The sequence below is a fragment of the Duganella alba genome (genome assembly GCF_009674495.1).
In the GTDB taxonomy this organism is placed as follows: domain Bacteria; phylum Pseudomonadota; class Gammaproteobacteria; order Burkholderiales; family Burkholderiaceae_D; genus Rugamonas; species Rugamonas alba.
The window spans coordinates 30,761-51,089 of sequence record NZ_WKJN01000026.1; the positions used below are offsets into that span (position 1 = coordinate 30,761).

The 20,329-nt window shown below is 63.7% G+C and carries 13 protein-coding genes; 7 read left to right on the forward strand and 6 right to left on the reverse strand.

Annotation, left to right across the window (positions count from 1 at the left end):
• The first annotated feature begins 51 nt into the window (after positions 1-51).
• The gene (locus GJ695_RS22020; protein WP_154368536.1) at positions 52-1,974 is read left to right on the forward strand and encodes an alpha/beta hydrolase family protein; all 1,923 of its coding nucleotides are present in this window, start codon (positions 52-54) and stop codon (positions 1,972-1,974) included.
• A gap of 55 nt (positions 1,975-2,029) precedes the next feature.
• On the opposite strand, the gene GJ695_RS22025 is transcribed toward GJ695_RS22020, so the two are convergent.
• Both GJ695_RS22025 and GJ695_RS22030 read right to left on the reverse strand, forming a co-directional pair.
• Positions 2,030-4,801 (reverse strand): M16 family metallopeptidase, encoded by a 2,772-nt coding sequence (locus GJ695_RS22025; RefSeq protein WP_154368537.1) that lies wholly within the window; start codon positions 4,799-4,801, stop codon positions 2,030-2,032.
• A 96-nt stretch (positions 4,802-4,897) separates the two neighbouring features.
• Complete coding sequence (locus tag GJ695_RS22030; RefSeq protein ID WP_208023444.1) at positions 4,898-6,544, reverse strand: M28 family metallopeptidase; 1,647 nt, start codon at positions 6,542-6,544, stop codon at positions 4,898-4,900.
• 143 nt (positions 6,545-6,687) lie between these two features.
• Here GJ695_RS22030 and GJ695_RS22035 point away from each other — a divergent pair, with 143 nt between their 5' ends.
• From GJ695_RS22035 to GJ695_RS22045, 3 genes are all read left to right on the forward strand, one after another.
• The gene (locus GJ695_RS22035) at positions 6,688-7,620 is read left to right on the forward strand and encodes a DUF2167 domain-containing protein (protein ID WP_154368541.1); all 933 of its coding nucleotides are present in this window, start codon (positions 6,688-6,690) and stop codon (positions 7,618-7,620) included.
• A gap of 4 nt (positions 7,621-7,624) precedes the next feature.
• Positions 7,625-8,341, forward strand: coding sequence for a site-2 protease family protein (locus GJ695_RS22040; RefSeq protein ID WP_154368544.1), 717 nt, complete (start codon positions 7,625-7,627; stop codon positions 8,339-8,341).
• A gap of 61 nt (positions 8,342-8,402) precedes the next feature.
• Positions 8,403-9,203 (forward strand): DNA-formamidopyrimidine glycosylase family protein, encoded by an 801-nt coding sequence (locus GJ695_RS22045; RefSeq protein WP_154368546.1) that lies wholly within the window; start codon positions 8,403-8,405, stop codon positions 9,201-9,203.
• Here the strand turns inward: GJ695_RS22045 and GJ695_RS22050 are convergent.
• Together GJ695_RS22050 and GJ695_RS22055 are read right to left on the reverse strand one after the other, a co-directional pair.
• Positions 9,145-10,554, reverse strand: coding sequence for a GntP family permease (locus tag GJ695_RS22050; protein ID WP_154368548.1), 1,410 nt, complete (start codon positions 10,552-10,554; stop codon positions 9,145-9,147). The genes GJ695_RS22045 and GJ695_RS22050 overlap by 59 nt on opposite strands.
• A gap of 69 nt (positions 10,555-10,623) precedes the next feature.
• Positions 10,624-12,621 carry an acyltransferase family protein gene (locus GJ695_RS22055; RefSeq protein WP_154368550.1) on the reverse strand — a complete coding sequence of 666 codons (1,998 nt, stop codon included), beginning with the start codon at positions 12,619-12,621 and terminating at the stop codon, positions 10,624-10,626.
• Positions 12,622-12,755: 134 nt separating this feature from the next.
• Here GJ695_RS22055 and GJ695_RS22060 point away from each other — a divergent pair, with 134 nt between their 5' ends.
• The 3 genes from GJ695_RS22060 to GJ695_RS22070 are packed head-to-tail and all read left to right on the forward strand — an operon-like array spanning position 12,756 to position 15,375.
• Positions 12,756-13,904 carry a TIGR04552 family protein gene (locus GJ695_RS22060; RefSeq protein WP_154368552.1) on the forward strand — a complete coding sequence of 383 codons (1,149 nt, stop codon included), beginning with the start codon at positions 12,756-12,758 and terminating at the stop codon, positions 13,902-13,904.
• Between the two features lie 50 nt (positions 13,905-13,954).
• The gene (locus GJ695_RS22065) at positions 13,955-14,947 is read left to right on the forward strand and encodes a hypothetical protein (RefSeq protein ID WP_229260605.1); all 993 of its coding nucleotides are present in this window, start codon (positions 13,955-13,957) and stop codon (positions 14,945-14,947) included.
• Between the two features lie 17 nt (positions 14,948-14,964).
• Complete coding sequence (locus GJ695_RS22070; protein ID WP_154368554.1) at positions 14,965-15,375, forward strand: hypothetical protein; 411 nt, start codon at positions 14,965-14,967, stop codon at positions 15,373-15,375.
• A gap of 161 nt (positions 15,376-15,536) precedes the next feature.
• Here GJ695_RS22070 and pepN read toward each other — a convergent pair whose 3' ends face one another.
• Both pepN and GJ695_RS22080 read right to left on the reverse strand, forming a co-directional pair.
• A complete protein-coding gene (gene pepN / locus GJ695_RS22075; RefSeq protein WP_154368556.1) occupies positions 15,537-18,158 on the reverse strand; it encodes an aminopeptidase N in 2,622 nt (873 codons plus the stop codon).
• Positions 18,159-18,171: 13 nt separating this feature from the next.
• The gene (locus tag GJ695_RS22080; protein WP_154368558.1) at positions 18,172-20,229 is read right to left on the reverse strand and encodes a S9 family peptidase; all 2,058 of its coding nucleotides are present in this window, start codon (positions 20,227-20,229) and stop codon (positions 18,172-18,174) included.
• Positions 20,230-20,329 lie beyond the last annotated feature (100 nt).

Here is a 20,329-nt window from a genome sequence, read left to right on the forward strand (position 1 = left end):
CAGGCCGCCGGACTTGGGTTATGTTATATTTTTTACATTGACTTAAATACCATGAACTCCGTCCTTGCCCGCGTCGCATTGCTGCTTGCCTGCGCTTTTCCCGTCGGCGCAGCGGAAATATCGCCCATCCCGGTGCAGCAGTTTTTCCAGAATCCGGCCATTACCGGCGCCAGCATCTCGCCCGACGGCCGCCATGCCCTGCTGCGCATGCTGTCCACGGCCGGCCGCAGCATGCTGACGGTGATCGATGTGGAGACGCACGCACAGAAAACCGTCGCCAATTACAGCAACGCCGACGTGGAAAATTTCTACTGGATCAGTGACAGGCGCCTGGCCTACGTCCTCGTCAACGTCGAGCAAGGCGGCGATATCGGCGTGCCTGGGCTGTACGCGGTGGACCACGATGGCAAGGACTTCGCCAGCCTGACGGTCTTGCTGAACCAGGGACGATCCTTTGCCGATACCAATGCCGACGGTAGCGGCTATCTGGGACGCTACTCGGTGAACGGCTTCCCCTATCGCAAAACCGAGTCCATGTACGTCATCGAGGTATCCAGAAAACACCGGAGCCTGGGGCTGATCGACACGCGCACCGGCAAGCGCACGCCGGTGGATGCGCCATCCAACGCCACCAATTGGCTATTGGAGCCGAATGGCGATGTCCGCATCGTCGTCACCAGCCGCGACGGCAAGGATACCCTGCACTACAAGGAGGCCGGCGCATGGCGCGAAATCGGCCCGGCAGACGATTTCACGCCGGTGCTGTATGTTGACGGCACGCTGTACGTCCAGGCGCGCAATGGCCATGACGAATCATCGGTCTACCGCTACGACCTGGAACATAAAGCCATCCTGCCCAAGCCGGTGATCGCGGTGCCGGGCTACGACACACGCGGCTACTTTGTGCTGGACGATCACCGGGTGCTCGGTTACCGTCTGAATACCGATTCGGAAAACACCATCTGGATTGATCCGGCGCGCAAAGCCATCCAGGACGAAATCGACGCCCTGCTGCCGAACACCATCAACACCACGTCCTACGGCGCGCACAGCGAAACGCCTTATGTGCTGGTCGATACGTATCGCGACACCGAGGACCATATCTACGTGCTGTACAACCGCGACACCAGGCAGTTGCTGCGCCTCGGCGCCGCCCATGCGGACCTGGACGTTGCGCGCATGGCGCCAATGAGCATGGTGCGCTACCCGGCGCGCGATGGCATGCAGATCCCGGCCTACGTCACGCTGCCAAATACTGAACCGAGAAAACCGCTGCCCACCGTGGTGCTGATCGGCGACAAGCAATGGTTGCGCGGCGCCGACTGGGCGTGGAACGCTTCCGTGCAGTTCCTCGCTTCGCGCGGTTATGTGGTGCTGCAACCGGAGCCGCGCGGCGTCCACGGGTTCGGCAGCGCCCATGAAAAGGCTGGCAAAAAACAATGGGGACTCGCCATCCAGGACGATATCGCCGATGCCGTCAAATGGGCGGTAGCGCAAGGCTACACCGATCCGGAGCGCGTCTGCATCGCCGGCGGCGGCTACGGCGGTTATGCCGCGATGATGGGATTGATACGCGACCCAGCCGTGTTCAAGTGCGGCATCAGCTGGTCCGGCATCACCGACCTGCGCGCCATGTTCGTGCATCAGTGGAAAGACACCGCCGATGCCGGCTCCTTGCCCTATCTGCGCGCGAACATCGGTGATCCCCTGTACGACGCCGCACAGTTCAAGGAGACCTCGCCGCTGCAGAATGCCAAGCGCATCACGCAGCCGGTGCTGCTCGCCTACGGCAAGCACGACCAGCGCGTTCCATTCAGTGAGGGCCGCAAGTTCTACGAGGCGCTGGCCGCCACGAATCCCGGAGCCGAATGGCTGGAGTACACGCCCAGCACGGAGGACTGGAAGACGCAGGCCAACCGCATCGACCTGTGGCGCCACATCGAGACTTTCCTCGCCAGGCATATCGGCAAATAAAAAAAAACCGGCGCGGTGCGCGCACCGGCCGGCGTGGATGATGCAGCGACAAGGCTTACGGCAGCGGCTTGCCGTCGACGTCGATCTTGCGCACTTCGCCGATGTTCAGTGAACGCACCCCGGCTTCCACCTTGCTCAAATCGCCCACCACCAGCCACACCAGGCGGTCCGGCGTGATGGTGCGTGCGGCCAGGGCGTTGGCGCTTTCCGGGGTCAGCGCCGTCACCTTGGCGGTGAAGGTGTTGTAGTAATCCTCCGGCAGCTGGTAGCGGATGATATTGCCATACCGGCCAGCCAGCTGGCCGGCGGTTTCAAACGATCCGGCCAGGCTCAGTGTCGCGTTGGTCTGGGCGTCGGACAGTTCGGTTGCGGTGATCGGCCGGGCGCCGGCGATGGCGCCGTATTCCTTCACCAGCTCCTGCAATGCCTCCTTGGTCTTGTCGGTCTGCACCGGCGAGGAGCTCAGGTACATGCGCTGGCCCACCGCCGGCCACAGGCGCGCGTTGACGCCATAGGACCAGTGCTTGTCCTCGCGCAGATTCATGTTGATGCGCGAGCTGAAGGTGCCGCCGAAGACGTCGTTGACCACGCCCAGCTCCACATCGTCCGGCGCATTGCGCGGCGCCGCCAGTTGCACGCCATAGATCACGCTCTGCGGCGCGCCAGGCTTGTCCATCAGGTAGACCAGCGGCTTGGCCGGCGGCGCGACGGTGGCGATATCCTTCTTCGGCGCGGCGCCAGGCTTCCAGCCGCCGAACGCTTTTTCAAGCAGCGGCGTGATCTCGGCCAGCGTGGTGTCGCCCACCACCAGCAGCGTGGCGTTGTTCGGCTTGAACCAGGACTGGTGATACTGCACCAGGTCCTCGCGCTTCAAGCCGCCCACGGCGGCCTCGGTGCCGCTGCCGCTGACCGGCACCGCATACGCGTGGCCGGCGCCGTACACCAGTTGCGGCAGCACGCGCAGGCCCATCGCCTGCGGATTGGCCTTCTCGCGGGCGATGGCCGCCAGCTGATCCTTCTTCAGGCGTTCCAGTTCGTTCGAAGCGAAGGCCGGATGCTGCACCACGTCGGCATACACGTCCAGCGCCTTCGGCAGCGTCGCCTTCAGGGCGTTGAGGTTGACGGTGACGCTGTCCAGGCCGGTGTAGACCGAGAACTGCGAACCGAGCGACTCGAACGCTTCGCTGATGGCGGCCGAGCTGCGGCTGGCCGTGCCCTCCTCCAGCATGCGCCCGGTCAGGCTGGCCAGCCCCTCGGTCTTCTGCGTGTCGGAGGCGTAGCCGGCATCGACGATCAGCGAAAAGTCGACCAGCGCTGCGGCGTGGCGTTCAGCCAGCACCACTTTCAAGCCGTTCGACAGCGTGGCCTTCTGCATCGGCGGCAGCTTCAAGGCTTCGGCCTTGCCCAGCGCCGGCGGCTTGCTGCGGTCCAGCTTCGCGGTGGTGACCAGGTTGGTCGGGTAAGGCTGCACGTCCAGCACATAATCGCCGTCGGACAGCCAGGCCTGCATGGCCTGTTTGACCTGCGCCGGCGTGGCGGCCTTGATCGCCTTCAGGTAGTCCTTGTAGCACTCGGCGTTGCCGGTGAAGGTGATGCAGCTGGCCAGCAGGTCGCTCTTGCCGCCGAAGCCGCCGATGCGTTCGACGATGCGGGTGTACTGCGCCAGGATGGTGGTCTTGGCCAGTTCCAGTTCGGCGCTGGTCGGGCCGGACTTGATCAGCGCCTGCACTTCCTCGTCGCCGGCGCGCTCCATCTTCGCGCTGTCGACGCCGGGACGGGCGGTCAGCATCACGTAGAACTGGCCGGCGATTTCGCTGGTGCTGTTAAAGGCCGAGGCGTCGGTCGCCAGCTGGTCCTTGTACACCAGCCGCTTGTAGAAACGCGACGTCTTGCCGCCGCCGAGCACTTGCGCCGCCAGGTCCAGCAGCGGCTCGGCGCCGGTGCCCACGCCCGGCACGTTCCACACGCGGTAGATGCGCGCCTGCGGCACACGGTCCTGCACCGTGCCGCGATGGGTGCCGGTGCGCTTGGCGATCCATTCCTGCTGCTTGGCCAGCGGCGGGCCGGCCGGGATATCGCCGTAATACTTCTCGACCTTTTCACGCGCCTGCTCCGGCGTGATGTCGCCGGCCAGCACCAGCGTCACGTTGTTCGGGCCGTAGTTGGTCTTGAACCATTCCTGCACGTCGGTCATCGACGCCGCATCCAGGTCGGCCATCGAACCGATCGTGGTCCACGAATAGGGATGGCCGACCGGCCAGGTGTTCTCGGACAGCAGCTGGCGCGTCACGCCGTAGGGACGATTCTCGCCCTGGCGTTTCTCGTTCTGCACCACGCCGCGCTGCAGGTCCAGCTTCTTCTGATCGAGCACGCCGAGCAGGTGGCCCATGCGGTCGCTCTCGGCGAACAGCACGTAATCGACCATCGAGGTCGGCACGTTCTCGAAGTAGTTGGTGCGGTCGCCGTTGGTGGTGCCGTTCAGGTCGGTGGCGCCGATGCGCTCCAGCGCGTTGATATAGGTCTGGTTGAAGTTCTCGCTGCCGCTGAACATCAGGTGTTCGAACAGGTGGGCAAAGCCGGTCTTGCCCGGTTTTTCATTTTTGGAGCCGACGTGATACCAGGTGTTGATCGCCACCACCGGCGTCTTGTGGTCCTCGTGCACCAGCAGCGTCAGGCCGTTCTTCAGCACGAACCGGGTGTACGGGATATCGGGAATGGCGATATCGTTCTTGACGGCGGGCTTGGTGGTTTCTGCTGCGTGCAACGCACCGGCCGACAGCAGCGCGATCGATGCCGCGAGGATGGTGCGGCGGAAGGACATGGTCATGCGGTATCTCCCAAAGAAGTGAACCTGCAAAAAGGGCGCCTGCATCGCAGCAGGCGCCCGACCATTCTATTAAGTTTTAGGCAAGTTTGGCTAGTTTTATTTTCGCTGCGCCGCCGTGGCGTCGCGCGCGGCGCGGAACTCTGCGTCCTGCGCCCAGTTCGGCCAGACCTTGGAGTCGGCCAGGTCGCGGCCCAGCGAATACAGCATGCCCAGGTCGTGCGTCATGCTGGCGAAGGTCCAGCTGGCGCTCCACTCGTCGGACGGCTGGTGGTAGTTGTTGGTGTTGTAGTCCTCTTCCAGCTTGTGGCCTGCCGCCACGCCGCCTTCCACCAGGTCGTCGCCCGAACCATAAGATATGGCCGGCACGCCACGCTTGGCGAACGGGAAGTGGTCCGAACGGAAGAAGTGGCCCGCCTCCGGTTTCGGGTCCGGCTTGTACACCAGGTTCCACTGCTTGGCCTTGGCGATCAGCTCATCCAGCAGATCCAGCTTGGCGCTGCCGGAGATGGTGAAGTTGCGCGTCAGGCCATGTGGACTCAGGGCGTCCATATTGATCACGCCGACCGTGGTGGCCAGCGGGTACAGCGGATTGGCCGAGTAGTACTCGGAACCCAGCAGGCCTTTTTCTTCGGCGGTCACCGCCAGGAACACCACGCTGCGTGCCGGCGCCGGCGCTTTGCCGTAGGCGCGCGCCAGTTCCAGCAGCGCGGCGATGCCGGTGCCGTTGTCGACCGCGCCGTTGTAGATCTTGTCGCCCCTGGCGTCCGGCAGGCCGACGCCCAGGTGGTCCCAGTGGCCGCTGTAGATCACGGTTTCCTTCGGCGCAGACGTGCCGACGATGCGCGCGGCGACGTTCTTCGACACGATCACCTGCGCGCTCACCGCGTAGTTGGCCGACAGCGTGACGTTCTTCAGTTCCACCGGCTTGAAGTCGCGGGTTTGCGCCTGCTTCTTCAGCGCTTCGAAATCGAGGCCGCCGCGCTTGAACAGGTCGACCGCCAGGTCGCGCTGGATCCATGCTTCCATCGGCGCGTGCGCCTCGGCCGGCTTCTTGCGCACGATGTCGTACATGACGTTGGTGTTGGAGTTCTTGACCGTGTTCCAGCCGTAGGAGGCCGGCGCGGTTTCGTGCACAATGATGGTGCCCAGCGCGCCGCGGCGCGCCATCTCTTCATACTTGTAGGTCCAGCGGCCGTAGTAGGTCATGGCCTTGCCGCCGAAATCGCCCTCGCCGGTTTCGAAGTCCGGATCGTTGATCAGCACCACCGCCAGCTTGCCCTTCAGGTCCTGGCCCTTGAAGTCGTCCCACTTGCGCTCCGGCGCGTTGACGCCGTAGCCGACGAACACCAGCGGCGCGTTCTTGAAGTCCACCAGCCTGGAGCCGTTCATGGCGGCGCGCACGGCGAGGTCGTCGCCCTGCTTCAATTGCTGCACGGTCTTGCCGTCGCTGACGCTCAGCGTGACCGGGCCCTTGATTTCAAAACGGCCCAGCGGCACGTCCTGGGTCCACGAGCGCTGGCCCTTGACCACGTCGCCGCCCGGTTTCAGGCCGGCGGCCTTGAATTGTTCGATCAGGTAGGCGACGGTCTTGGTTTCGCCGGCGGTGTTCGGGCCACGGCCTTCAAATTCGTCGGACGACAGCACCTTGACGTCTTGCGACAGACGTTTGGCGTCGAACTCGGGGCCGGTCGCCGCGTGTGCGACATGTGCGGCAAAGGCGGCGAGCAAGGATAGTGCAAGCATGGTTTTTTTCAATCGGGCCTCCGTAAGGGCGATACATGGACCGGTCATACTGCCATGAATCAAACCGGACGACAATGTCATAAATAATTACCAAATACATAAATGTTTCCTGTAGGATATGGCCTTTATAACAAGGAGTATCCATGCGCCGCATCCTCACCGCCCTGTTCTGCCTGAGCCTGAGCCTGACCGCCGCCGCATTGCCGGCCATGGCCGCCGATCCCGCCGCGTCCGCACCGCCGCAGAGCGCCCAGCAGTTTCTCGCCGCGCTGACCTTCCGCGAAGGCCAGATCAAGCTGCCCGGCGACATCGCCACGCTGGACCTGCCGTCCAGCTTCCGCTACCTGGACCCGGCCGACGCCGAGAAACTGATCACCGACGGCTGGGGCAATCCGCCCGGCGCCAAGACGCTGGGTATGATCGTGCCGGCCGACGTCAATCCGCTGAGCGCGGCCGGCTGGGGCGTGGTGGTCACCTACGACAAGGACGGCCACGTCAAGGACGACGACGCCGACAAGATCAACTACGCCGACCTCTTGAAGGACATGAAGGAAGGCATGGACGAGAACAACAAGGCGCGCAAGGAGCAAGGCTACGCCGCCATGTCGCTGGTGGGCTGGGCCGAACAGCCGAGCTACGACAAGGGCCAGCACAAGCTGTACTGGGCCAAGGAACTGCATACCGACGGCAGCCAGGAAAACGGCCTGAACTACAACATCCGCGTGCTGGGCCGAGAAGGCGTGCTGGTGCTGAACGCGGTGGCCGGCATGGACCAGATCGCGCAGGTCAAGCAGGAGATGAAGAAGGTCACCGCCTTCACCGAATTCACGCCGGGCAACCGCTACACCGACTTCAACGCCGGCACCGACAAGGTGGCGGAGTACGGCATCGCCGCGCTGGTGGCCGGCGGCATCGCAGCCAAGCTGGGCTTCTTCGGCAAGATCTTCGCGCTCCTGCTGGCGTTCAAGAAAATCATCCTGATCGGCCTGGCGGCAGCGGGCAGCTGGGTCTACAAGCTGCTGGGCCGCAAGAAGGAAGAGAAAGCCGCCACCGTCGACTTGAGCAAGCCGGAGTAAGACCATGGGCAAGTTGATCATCTGGCTGCTGGCGGCCGGCAAAATGGGCAAGCTGCTGACGACCTGCGGCACCATGCTGATTTCCATCGTGGTCTACAGCTGGGTGTTTGGATGGCGCTACGCGGCTGGCTTCGTGGCGCTGATCTTCGTCCACGAGATGGGCCATTACGTGGCGGCGCGCCAGCGCGGGCTGGACGTCGGGGCGCCAACCTTCATCCCCTTCGTCGGCGCCTGGATCGCGCTGAAGGAACTGCCGCACGATGTGGAGACCGAAGCCTATATCGGCTTTGCCGGACCGCTGGCCGGCACGCTGGCGTCGGTGGCCTGCTACTTCATCGCGCGCGACCAGGACAGCAACCTGCTGCTGGCCCTGGCCTATTCCGGCTGCATGATCAACCTGTTCAACCTGATTCCGGTTTCACCGCTCGACGGCGGCCGCATCACCGCCATCATCTCGCCCAAGGTCTGGCTGGCCGGCGTGCCGCTGCTGGCGGCGCTGTTCTTCTACCATCCGAGTCCGATGCTGATCCTGGTGGCGGTGCTGGCCTACCCGCAGCTGAAGGAAGCGATCTGGGGCAACCCCGACAAAGCCGCCGCCAATTATTACGACGTGCCGCGCGACACCCGCATCAACTACGGCGTCATGTACCTCGGCCTGGTGGCCTTCCTGGCGATGATGAGCTACAGCATCCACAACATGCTGGACGGCTCGGTGAACTAGCGTACAGTTCAGCCGGCGCGGGGCGGCGACACTGGAGGCCAGTATCCACGGGAGGCTGGCCATGCCGGAAGGACCATCAATTGTTATCCTGCGCGAGCAGGCCGAAGGCTTTGTCGGCCGCACCATCACGCACGCCAGCGGCAACAGCAAGACGGTGGACTTCGACGCGCTGCCCGGCCAGAAGATCGTCGCGCTACGCAGCTGGGGCAAGCACTTCCTGATCCAGATGCCGGACCTGGCGCTGCGCATTCACCTGCTGATGTTCGGCAGCTACCGCATCAACGAACGCAAGGATGCCGAGCCGCGCCTCAGCCTCGGCTTCGACGATGGCGAGGAGTTCAATTTCTACACCTGCTCGGTCAAGCAGCTGCCGCCGGATCTCGATGCGCAGTACGACTGGCGCAGCGACGTCATGTCCGATGAATGGGACCCGAAACTGGCGCTGAAAAAACTGCGCGAGCAGCCCGACATGCTGGTGTGCGACGCCGCGCTCGACCAGGATATCTTTTCCGGCGCCGGCAACATCTTCAAGAACGAGGTGCTGTTCCGCATCCGCGTCCATCCCTTGTCCACCGTCGGCGCGCTGCCGGCCGCCAAGCAGCGCGAGCTGGTCAAGGAGATGCAGGCCTACGCCTTCGACTTCCTGCGCTGGAAGAAAGCCTTCGTGCTGAAGCAGCAATGGCTGGCGCACACCAAGACCATCTGCCCGCGCTGCCATATCCCGTTCCACAAGGCGCACCTGGGCAAGACCCGGCGCCGCAGTTTCTTCTGCACCAGCTGCCAGAAACAGTATCCGCCCGCGCTTAAACCAGCCCGGTCAGATAGTAAACCGCGATCACCACGAACACAGCCAGCGTCTTGATCACCGTCACGCCGAAGATATCGCGGTAGGACTGGCGGTGCGTCAGGCCGGTGACGGCCAGCAGCGTGATCACGGCGCCGTTGTGCGGCAGGGTATCCATGCCGCCGCTGGCCATGGCCACCACGCGGTGCATCACTTCCAGCGGAATGTGCGCGGCCTCGGCCGCCTTGATGAACTGGTCCGACATCGCCGCCAGCGCGATGCTCATGCCGCCCGAGGCCGAGCCGGTGATGCCGGCCAGCGACGTCACCGACACCGCCGCGTTCACCAGCGGATCCGGCACGCTGCGCAGCGCCTGGCTGACCGACAGGAAGCCCGGCAAGGCGGCGATGACGCCGCCGAAACCGTATTCCGACGCCGTGTTCATCGCCGCCAGCAACGCGCCGCCCACGGCGGCCTTGGTGCCCTCGGCAAACGAATCGCGGATGCGGCCGAAGGCGGTGGCGACCGTCAGCAGTATGCCCAGCAGCAGCGCACCTTCCACCGCCCAGATGCCGATGACCGACTTGATGGCCAGGTTCACCGGCGCGTGCAGGCCGGGCAAGGCGTCGGCGGTCAGCGCGTAATTCTCGCCGTACCAGCCGGGTATCAGCTTGGTCAGCGCGAAGTTGGCCACGCCCACCAGCACCAGCGGCGCCACCGACAGCAGCGGATGCGGCAGCGCGCCGCGCGCGGCGCCGGCCGCCTGGACGCCGGACTTGCCGGCGTCCTCGCCATAGCCCTCGCCCGTGGCCATCGCCGAACGGCGGCGCCACTCCAGGAACGCCAGGCCCGCCGCCAGCGTGACGATGGAACCGATCACGCCCAGCGACGGCGCGGCCCAGCCGGTGGTCTTGAAGAAGGTGGTCGGGATGATGTTCTGGATCTGCGGCGTGCCCGGCAGCGTATCCATGGTGAACGAAAACGCACCCAGCGCAATCGCGCCCGGCATCAGCCGCTTGGGGATATTGCTCTGGCGGTACAACTCGGCAGCGAACGGATACACGGCAAACACCACCACGAACAGCGACACGCCGCCATACGTCAGCAGCGCGCACACCAGCACGATGACGGCGTTGGCGCGCGAGCGGCCGATGTACTTGATGGCCGCCACCACGATCGCTTCCGAAAAGCTCGACAGCTCGATCAGCTTGCCGAACACCGCGCCCAGCAGGAACACCGGGAAGTACAGCTTGATGAAGCCCACCATCTTGTCCATGAAGATGCCGCTGAACACCGGCGCCACCGCACCGGGATCGGTCAGCAGCACCGCGCCCAGTGCGGCCACAGGCGCAAACAGGATCACGCTGTAGCCGCGATACGCGGCCAGCATCAGGAACACCAGTGCGGCAAGGACAATCAGAAAGGACATGCGAACTCCGGGACGTGGTTATATCCCGGCTATTCTAGTCCTTATTGCAACATTTGGAGCAGTATCAGATCAATCCTGCCGGAGAATTTCGTCCAGTTCTCCCGGATGGCGTTGCTGATAGGCCTGGTAATAGACCAGGCCGCCGCCCTTGCCGAGATGGCCGCGGTCGTTGTGGGCATACAGGCCAGTGCCGTCGAGTTCGGCGTGACACTGCGTTGCATCGCAAGCGGCGTCGAAAGTGCGAATGGTCGCAGTGCGCGGGAAGCGGGTGCGCATATCGGACAGGATGGCGTCAATGCCCTGATAACGCGCGTCGGCCTCGGCGCGCGGATAGCTGCAACGGTCGTTGCCATGGCCCGGCAGGTACACGCGGTTGGACACGCAATCCTCCAGCGCCGCCGGCAGCCCCGGAATCTCGTCGAGGAAAATCACGCGCTTGCCGGCCGCCTCGAGCTTGGTGATGGTGGCGGCCAGCTCGGTATTAATCTGTTGCGGCAGGAAGCCATGCAGGCTGGGCTTGCCGTCGTTGACCGGATTGGCGTACAAATCCCACACCGCCGACATGAAGACGATGCTGACGTCCTGCTGTGCCAGCACGTGGGCCATCACCTGCTGGCTGTGGCGTCGGCATTCTTCCGCATGACGCTGGAAGCCTGGATCGCCGGCGCGCTCCGGACTGTTTTCGATCGGTGCGCACATGGTGAAGGCCATGTCGTGGATCGCAATGTGATGGTCCTTGCCCAACCGGTCCATGAAGTCGATCAGGTGGTAGGCATGGCTGTCGCCCAGATAGACGGCCTTGCGGCTGGCGGCCGCGTCGCCCAATGTGCACTGGTCGGCCGGCGTGACGCCATCCTTGCTCCAGCAGGTTTTGGCGCGCGGCTCCTGGAATACGGTATTGCCGGTGTCGCGGAAATCCTTCTGGTAGCGATCGGGATAAAAACCGATGAAACCGTTGCTCTGCTTGCCCGTCAACAGCAACGCGACGCACGCCAGTACCGGGACGACAAACAACAGCAGCAAGGTTTTCTTCGGCAACCAGGTGATGCGGCGCAGCGGATTTTCAACCGCATAATGGGTGATGACGGACAGCACCAGCGAAATACCGATGGCGACCGTCATCGACGGCGCCGACTTCAATCCCAGCCAGATAAAGGCATAGATCACCGGCCAATGCCACAGGTACAGCACATACGAAATCTGACCGAGAAACACGCTGCCGCGATTGGCCAGCAGATGCTGGCTGACGTGTGCGCCCTGCACACCGGCGATCACCAGCATCGCGCCCAGGCAAGGCCACAGCGCGGCCAGTCCCGGCATCGCGGTCTGTGCCGTGTAGCGCAGGCCGCACCAGACGATGATGGCCAGGCCGGCCAGCAGCAAGCCATCCCACGCATAGCCGCGCGCACGTAGCGGGAAGCGGTGGAATAGCAAGGCCAGCAAAATCCCGCACAGGAATTCGAACACCCGGCCTTGCAGATAGAAATAGGCGCCGTTGAGCGCATGCGTGACGCTGTACCACGAATACGCCATCGCGATCACCCACACCACGCCAAACAGCGCCAGCCTGGCCGTGCCGCGCAATTTGCGCGTGGCGATCAGCAGTAGCGGCACGATCAGATAGAACTGTTCCTCCACCGACAGCGACCAGGTATGCAACAGCGGCTGCTTGTCAGCCTGCAGGTCGAAGTAGCCGGTCTGCTTGGCCAGGTAGACGTTGGAATAGAACAGCGCCACGAAGCCGATGTTCTTGATCAGCGCCAGATTGTTGTCCGGGAAGCTGAACAGCAGGCCGAACGCCAGCGTGGCCGCCATGACCAGATATAGCGACGGCGCCAGCCGCTTCAGGCGGCGCGTATAGAAATCACGCAGCCGGAAACGCTGCGCATCCTGATCGTTCAGGATCGACCGGCACACAACATAGCCGGAGATGACGAAGAACACATCGACACCGATATAACCGCCGGCCATCCAGCTGAATTTGGCGTGGCACAGCACCACCAGCAATACCGCCAGGGCGCGCAGGCCGTCGACGCCGGGTAAGTAAGTCGAACGTGTCAAACTCATCCGCAAATCACCGCGGTGGCGGCGCGTACCGTGCTAAGTAAAGTCATAATGCGAAGGTGAACGACGAAGGCGCTATTATAGTTCTAACCAGCAATTTATTGCTATAAAAATAATTCGGCAGGAGACGAAACGCCATGACTGAATTACAAGCCTCGCTCAAGGGCGCGGGCAAATTGTCGCTGAACTGGGGTTATTTGAACGCGATCGCCAACGGCACCTCGGCGATCGATCTTGGCGCGCTGGCCTTGCGCAATCTGGACGATGCGCGTCAGTTCGTGCGCGAATATGGTTTCGACCTCGACGAGCCGGCGGCGGCGGCGCTGATCCGGCGCGCGCACTGCGAAGCGGTCGAGTTCATCCGCGGCACCTTTCTCGACCCGGACCAGGCCGGCCTGATCCCGGCCGAGGTTAGCGAGCCGGAAGAAGTCTTGCAGCTGCTGGTGTACGCCTCGTTGCGCGGCCAGCAGGTCGATGCGCGGCGCATGTGGGCTTGCGCGGTGCTGAAGGTGATGCACGGCATCTTCTATATCGACAACAACCTCAAGCTGCGGCACTTTCACGCCATCCGCGCGCAGGTGTTCGGCACGCTGGACGAGGTGATCCGCCACGACGGCGAACGCCACTATCTGACCGATGGCGACATCTGCCTGCCACTGCTGCACTACGACCGCAAGGACAACAAGGGCCGCGGCAGCATCCTGCTCAAGCTGCTGCAAAAAGCCGCTTATCTGGCGGCCGATATTTTCGACCATCTGGGCGTGCGGCTGGTGTTCGCCACCCGCTGCGAATGCCTGCTGGCCCTGCGCACCTTGCAGCGCGCGCATCTGCTGTCGGTGACCAATGTCGACGCCGAGCGCACCCGCAACACGCTGCTGGACCTCGATGCGGCCAAGCAGGTCTTCTGCAAATACCGCGCGCAGCTGGAGCATGCGGAAGGTTATCCGCTGGACCTGCTGCGGCAGATGGATGCGGAACTGGCCGAGATCGCGCAGCCGCAAACGCGCTGCGACAATCCGCACAGCGGCTCCGGCTTCAACAGCATGCAGGTGACGGTGCGCAAGATGATCCACGTGCAACAGCTGGATGCCGCGCCGGAGCAGGATTACGACGTCGGCTTTTTCTTCGAGTACGAAATCCAGCTGATGGATGAGGCCAGCTACCAGCGCAGCCTGAGCGGCCCAGCCAGCCACGAAGAATACAAAAGACGCCAGGTCGATACCGCCCGCACCCGTGTCTTCGGCCGCGACCTGTTGCGCTGGATCGAGGGCCAGCACGCCGGCTGAACCGGCCAGCGGTGCGCCGCCGGGCGGCGCGATGCTTTACGCTTCACGTCATGCGCATCCTGACGACTTTACTCACAGCATTGTTGCTGGCGGCTGGCGTCGCCGTGGCCCAGACCGCACCCAGCGTGACCGTGGCCGCCACCCGCGATCCGGTCGACAAGTCCTACCGCAAGATGCTTGCCGGCATGGACATCTTCGAACGCCAGCACGCGCTGGCGCCGCAAGCCACGCTGCGCTTCCAACTGCTGCCGCGCCTGCCGTCCACGCAGCTGGACGGCATCACCCTGCGCGTGGCCGGTGACAGCGTTTCGCTGCCGGTGCCGGTTGCCGCCGACCACACCTTCACGCTGGAGCGCAACGCGCAGGCGGTCAATGAGGACGCCGCGCTGATCGCCAGCCGCAAGACCAGCACGCTGACCTGGCGCGCGCAGGTGCGCAGTCCCAATGTGCCGGACGGTATGCGCCGGCTGGGCGATCTGCGGCTTGAGTGTCTGGTTGGCGTGGAGGCCGGGCTGCTGTCCAATAACGCGCAGATCTTCGCCTGGCTGGGCGAGATGTTCACCAGCCCTGAACGGGTGTGCAACACGGCGCAAGGCAACTATCTGTTCTTCGCCGAGCGCCCGGTGTTTGCCGTCACGCTGCGCGACGGCGGCCGCAGCGCCGTGCTGCCGTTCCGGGCCTTGTACGCCGGCGGCACACAGACCCGCTCCACCCTGCCCTATTGCGATTGCCAGGTGCTGCTGGATCGCAGCTATTACGCGCCGGTCTGGGACCGCACTTGGTCGGACGATACGTTGCTGTCTTTTGAGGATATGGACAGTCCGGCTGGTCCTGATGACAGTGCGGTCGCTGCTGACCACAACACGACCGCGCTGATGCGAGCGCGGCTTGGCCCGGCGCAGGTGGTCAGTTTTGACAGCGGCTATCAGGCGTGGCGCTACAGCTATCCGCCGGCGCGCAATGACGGCGAGCCGTCCGAGTTCATGGTGTTGTTCGGACCTGACGGCGTGGCGCGCAAGGCGCGATTGCGTGAATCCCTGTAATGGATCATGATGAAGCCATGAATATACTGTCCCGCCCTCTTCGCCTGGCCATGGCCAGTTTGCTGATGCTCAGCGCCTGTGCCGGTGCGCGACCGCCGGCGCCGGAGAATGCCAGCGTGTCCCTGTGGCAGCAGGTGCAGGCGGCGAATACCAGGCTCAGTTGCGATAATGACAGCCAGTGTCACAGTTTGGGTGTGGGCGCCAAGGCTTGCGGTGGCCCGGAGAACTATATTGCGTGGTCGAGCAAGGCCGGGGATGGCGCCAAACTGAAGGCGCTGGTCGAGCAGCATGCCGCTGCGCGCCGCGCCGAGGATAAGCAGCAGGGCATGATGTCCACCTGCTCGGTGATGAGTGATCCTGGCGCCAGTTGTCAGGCCGGCGTGTGTGCGCTGAACCAGAGGACTGTCAGCGAACCACCTGCGCAATAAGGCGGGGTTGACTTTGCTTGCCGCTTTAAAAGCGTGCGGCAGCCGCGAAACCCGCACACCGCTGCGGCCAGGGTCTGACCCCGCATGGGGTCAGACCCTTTCGTTTGGGGTACAAAAAAAGCCAGCGGGTTAGGGCTGGCTTTTTTCAGGCTGTTACCCCGTTAACGCACGGTCATCGCCTTTTTGATGGCCACGCAACGCTCATCTTCCTGACGCGTCACCAGCAACGCGCGACGCGTACCAGCCGACAAGTCCGGCAAGCCGGCAATCGCCGCATCCAGTCGCTCAACGCTTGCTGGGGTGCACGTCGCCGGTATCATCGACGCGCCATACGCACGCATGTAGACCGGACCAGCAGCCTTGTCCACCGCACCCAGCGTCGCCAGACGCTGCGCAGCCGTCTGCTCGTTCAGCGCCTTCTGCTCGGTCGGATACATGCTGCCCATCGCCGTGCGCACCTTGGAGAACGGCAGCTTGGTCTGCAGGTCGGCAATCGTCGCCGCCCACTCGGCCTTCACTTTCGCATCCGGACGCACCACGGCCGCCGAAATCGCAGCCTGCTGGCCGCTATCCGACTTGTCGCGTTCCTGTTCGGCCGCCAGCAAGGCCTCGCTGCCTGGATAGGCAAAGCGGTTCAGACGGCGAATGATGTCCCACCGTACATCCTGCGACACGTTCAAACGCGGCACCACCAGCTTGCCATTCAGGATGTCGGCCAGCTGCTTGAGCGCGGTCGGGCTGCTCGCCAGACCCAGGTAGGTCGAGAACCAGCGGCGCTGGAAGTTGTTGTCGGTGGCCGCCTTGGTGGCGGCAAACGCCATCTGCTCCAGTTGCACGCCAACCTTGGCGCTGTACGCCGACGGGCCTTGCGCTTCCAGATAGACTTTGGAAGCACGCAGCTTGTCAACGATATCGCCCAGCAGCGTGTAGTCCTTCTCGGCCGGCGCGTTGGCCAGCGCGGTTTTCAGGAAGTCGTTCAGCGGCAGCTTGGCCGCACGCACGCCATCCCACAGACTTTGCCACAGCATCGAACGCAGCAGCGGATCGTCCACCTTGCTCAGGCTGGACTGCGCGGTCGCGAACGACTTCTTGTCCAGCTGTACCTGCGCGAAACCCCAGTCCTGGTAGTTTGGATACACCAGGTCCGGGCAGGCGGCGCCCTGTAATTCCGGCACGGCGGTAGCCTCGCCCTTGTAGGTGATGGCCACGTTCTTGCTCAGGCTCAGGCCTTTCGCGTTCAGATTGAACAGACCGATCTGCACACGCTGCTCGCGCAGGGTCGGCAGTTCCTTTGTGGTCGCGCTCTGGCGCAGTGTGAACGAGCTGACCTTGCCGCCGGCGCAGCTGAAATCAGCCGCGATGGTGTTGACGCCCGCTTCGTACAGCCATTCCTTGGTCCAGCCGCTCAGGTCGCGGCCGGCCGCTTCACCGAGGCTGCCGATGAAGTTGTCCAGCGTGGCGTTCTGGTACTGGTACTTGACCAGGTAGTTATGCACGCCCTTGCGGAACACTTCCTCGCCCAGCAGGTGACGCAACTGCTTCAGCGTCGACGCGCCTTTCGAGTAGGTGATGGCGTCGATATTGTCGAACGCGTTCGCTGTCGACGGCACCGGCGTTTCGATCGCGTGGGTGGTCACGCGCTGGTCCTGCACGTAGGCGGCCTGCTTGCCGCCCGAGTAGAAGCCCTGCCATGCATTGGTGAATTCGGTCGACTCGGCGGTGGCCAGCGTGCCCATGAAGGACGCGAAGCTTTCGTTCAACCACAGGCCGTTCCACCACTTCATGGTGACCAGATCGCCAAACCACTGGTGCGCCATTTCGTGCAGGATGACGCCGGCCAGCGACTGCTTCTGCGCCGCCGTCATTTCTTCCTTGTGCAGGAAGCTGCCTTCGCCGAAGGTGATGGCGGCGGCGTTTTCCATCGCGCCGTACAGGAAGTCCGGCACCAGCAGCTGGTCATACTTCTCGAACTGGTAAGGCACGCCGAAGTACTGGTCGAAGAAGGCCAGGCCCTGCTTGGTGTACTTGAACCATTCCTGCGGCGACACCTGCGACGCCACCGACTGGCGCGCGAACAGGCGCATCGGGTACTTGCCGCTGGTGTCTTCCCATACCTTGTACGGGCCGGCGTGCATGGCGAAGTTGTACGGGCTCAGTTTCTTCGAGCGCGGGAAGGTCCACTTCTTGCCGCCGTCCACGTCCTGCACGCCCGTTTCGCGCATCGTCGACGACACCACCCAGTCGGCCGGCGTGGTCACGGTCACCTGGTAGGTGCCTTTCAGGTCGGGCTGGTCGAACACCGGGAACATCTGGTGCGCGGCGGCCGGCTCGAAGTGCGAGTAGGTGTAGACGCGGCCATCGACCGGATCGACCATGCGGTGCAGGCCTTCGCCGTTGGTGCTGTGCAGGCGGGTGTAGGCGATGGTGACGGTGTTGCGGCCGGCAACCAGGTCGGCCGGCGCCAGCGTGATGAACCACTTGTTGTACTGCGGCGTCACGGCCTTGCCGTTGACGGTCATGCTGCCGATGGTGGCCTTGTCCAGGTCGATGGTCAGCGGCTGCGACACGTCTTTCAGGTCGAAGCTCAGGGTGGTGGTGCCGCTGAAGCTTTCCTTGCCGGTCAGCGCGAATTCCAGCGTGTAGTCGACATTGCTGACGCGCGCCGAACGGGCGGCGGCGTCGGCTTGCGACAGGTAGGCGTTTTCGGCGCGCGGCGCCACGTCAGCGGCATGCGCGCCGCCAAAAGCCAGCGCTACCGCGCCGGCGATCAGATATTTTTTCATGTCTGTCCCTTGCTTATTTTTTGATGTAGGTATCGAGCCAGTCGATCACCGTGTGATGCCACAGCACCGAGTTGGCCGGTTTCAGCACCCAGTGGTTCTCGTCCGGGAAGAACAGGAACTTGCTCGGGATGCCGCGGCGTTGCAGCGCGGTGAACGCGCCCAGGCCTTGGGCGGTCGGGATGCGGAAGTCCATGTCGCCCTGCACCACCAGCATCGGCGTCTTCCAGTTTTTCACCTTCAGCGCCGGATTGAACTTCTCGTGCAGTTCTGGCACCTCGTAGTACGGGCCGCCGTTTTCCCACTCGGTGAACCAGATCTCTTCGGTGGAGTAAGCCATGCCGCGCGCATCGAACACGCCATCGTGGTTGACGATGCACTTGAAGCCGTCCGACCAGTTACCCTGGATCCAGTTCATCATGAAGCCGCCATACGACGCGCCCAGCGCGCAGCTGTTGTCGCGGTCCAGCCATGGGAATTTCTGCACGGCCGCAGCCAGGCCTTTTTGCAGGTCTTCCAGCGGCTTGCCGCCCCAGTCGCCGCTGATCGAGTCGGTGAACTTCTGGCCGTAGCCGGTCGAACCGTGGAAGTCGATGAACACGGTCGCGTAGCCGGCGCCCGCGTACACCTGCGGATTCCAGCGATAGCTCCACGAGTTGCCGAAGCTGCCCTGCGGGCCGCCGTGCACCAGGAAGGCGATCGGATATTTCTGGCCAGGCTTGGCGTTCCACGGCTTCATCACGTGGCCGTAGACGGTGTCGCCGTTGGCGCCGGTGAAGGAGAACTGTTCGTACTCGCCGAACTTGACGTCGGCCAGCGCGGCTTCATTCAGGTGAGTCAGCTGGTCGGCCTTCTCGCCCGATGCGCCCAGCTTGAACTTGAACAGCTGCGCGCCCGACGACAGGCTGGCCTGCGCCATGACGATGGTGTCCTTGGCCACGTCGAAGCCGCTCACATAACCCTTGCTGGTCAGCGCGCTGACCTTGCCGCTGGCGGCGTCGATCGAGAACAGGCGGTGCTGGCCGACGTCGTCGGCGGTGGCCAGGATGGCCTTGCTGTCAGGCGTCCAGCGGAAGTCCGCGATCGAGCGGTCCCAGCTGTCGGCAACGGTGCGCTTCTTGCCGCTGGCGACGTCGATCAGCACCAGGTGGAAACGGTCGGCCTCGAAGGTCGGCTTGTCCATCGCCACATAGGCCAGCGTCTTGCCGTCCGGCGAGTAGATCGCCTTGGTGTCCCAGGCCTTGTTGTCTGCGGTCAGGTTCTTCGCTTCGCCGCCGGTGGCCGGCACGGTGTAGACGTCGAAGTTGGTCGACCAGGCTTCGGTCTTGCCGGCGATGCGGGCCGAGAAGGCCACGGTCTTGCCGTCCGGGCTGAAGTGATATTCATCGTGATCGCCGAATGGCTTGGACGGCACGTCGCCGTCCAGCTTGCCGCTCAGGCTGACCGGCTGCACGCTGACCTTGCCGCCGGCGTCGATCGGCGCCGAGTACAGCACATTGGTGCGGCCGTCGGCCCAGGTATCCCAGTGGCGCACGAACAGCTTGTCGTACACCTTGCCGCTGGCCTTGACCTTGGCGTTGTCGTCCAGGCGCTGCTTGCTGCACGCCAGGTCGGCGCAATCGCGGAATACGGCCATGCTGAACAGCAAGCGGTCGCCCTGCGGCGACAGGCGGAAGTTATCGACATCGAGCGGCAGGTCGGTGACCTTGCTGGCCTCGCCGCCGCTCAGCGGCAGACGCCATACCTGCGACGAGCCGGAGCGGCCCGACAGGAAGTAGACCGCATCGCCGTTCGGCGACCATTCCGGATCGGAGCTGCTGGCGGCGGCCTGGGTCAGGCGTACCGGCGCGGCGTTCGGATGGCGCAGATCGAGCAGCCACAACTGGGTATTGCCACGGTTCTTGTCCAGATCGGTGGTACGCACGGTGTACACCACGCGCGTCGCATCCGGCGACAGCACCGGGCTGCCGACCCGCTCCATCTTGACCATGTCTTCTACGGTAAAGCCGCGCGGCGCGGCCATCGCACTGGAAGCCGCCAAGGCGGTGCCCAGCAGCAGCAAAGGGAATTTCATTCGCTCTCTCCGATATTATGAAAAATACACCAGCTTGTGGCCGGGCATCGGCGATCATACCAAGAGCACTGGGTCTGGCGGGAAATTGTTACTTTAAGCT

Excerpts from the sequence above, each read along its gene's own strand:
- GJ695_RS22070 (WP_154368554.1), top strand. The coding sequence starts at position 14,965 with ATGAATATACTGTCCCGCCCTCTTCGCCTGGCCATGGCCAGTTTGCTG.
- GJ695_RS22030 (WP_208023444.1), bottom strand. The coding sequence starts at position 6,544 with ATGCTTGCACTATCCTTGCTCGCCGCCTTTGCCGCACATGTCGCACAC.
- GJ695_RS22040 (WP_154368544.1), top strand. The coding sequence starts at position 7,625 with ATGGGCAAGTTGATCATCTGGCTGCTGGCGGCCGGCAAAATGGGCAAG.
- GJ695_RS22025 (WP_154368537.1), bottom strand. The coding sequence starts at position 4,801 with ATGACCATGTCCTTCCGCCGCACCATCCTCGCGGCATCGATCGCGCTG.
- GJ695_RS22020 (WP_154368536.1), top strand. The coding sequence starts at position 52 with ATGAACTCCGTCCTTGCCCGCGTCGCATTGCTGCTTGCCTGCGCTTTT.
- pepN (WP_154368556.1), bottom strand. The coding sequence starts at position 18,158 with ATGAAAAAATATCTGATCGCCGGCGCGGTAGCGCTGGCTTTTGGCGGC.
- GJ695_RS22080 (WP_154368558.1), bottom strand. The coding sequence starts at position 20,229 with ATGAAATTCCCTTTGCTGCTGCTGGGCACCGCCTTGGCGGCTTCCAGT.
- GJ695_RS22055 (WP_154368550.1), bottom strand. The coding sequence starts at position 12,621 with ATGAGTTTGACACGTTCGACTTACTTACCCGGCGTCGACGGCCTGCGC.
- GJ695_RS22065 (WP_229260605.1), top strand. The coding sequence starts at position 13,955 with ATGCGCATCCTGACGACTTTACTCACAGCATTGTTGCTGGCGGCTGGC.
- GJ695_RS22050 (WP_154368548.1), bottom strand. The coding sequence starts at position 10,554 with ATGTCCTTTCTGATTGTCCTTGCCGCACTGGTGTTCCTGATGCTGGCC.
- GJ695_RS22060 (WP_154368552.1), top strand. The coding sequence starts at position 12,756 with ATGACTGAATTACAAGCCTCGCTCAAGGGCGCGGGCAAATTGTCGCTG.
- GJ695_RS22045 (WP_154368546.1), top strand. The coding sequence starts at position 8,403 with ATGCCGGAAGGACCATCAATTGTTATCCTGCGCGAGCAGGCCGAAGGC.
- GJ695_RS22035 (WP_154368541.1), top strand. The coding sequence starts at position 6,688 with ATGCGCCGCATCCTCACCGCCCTGTTCTGCCTGAGCCTGAGCCTGACC.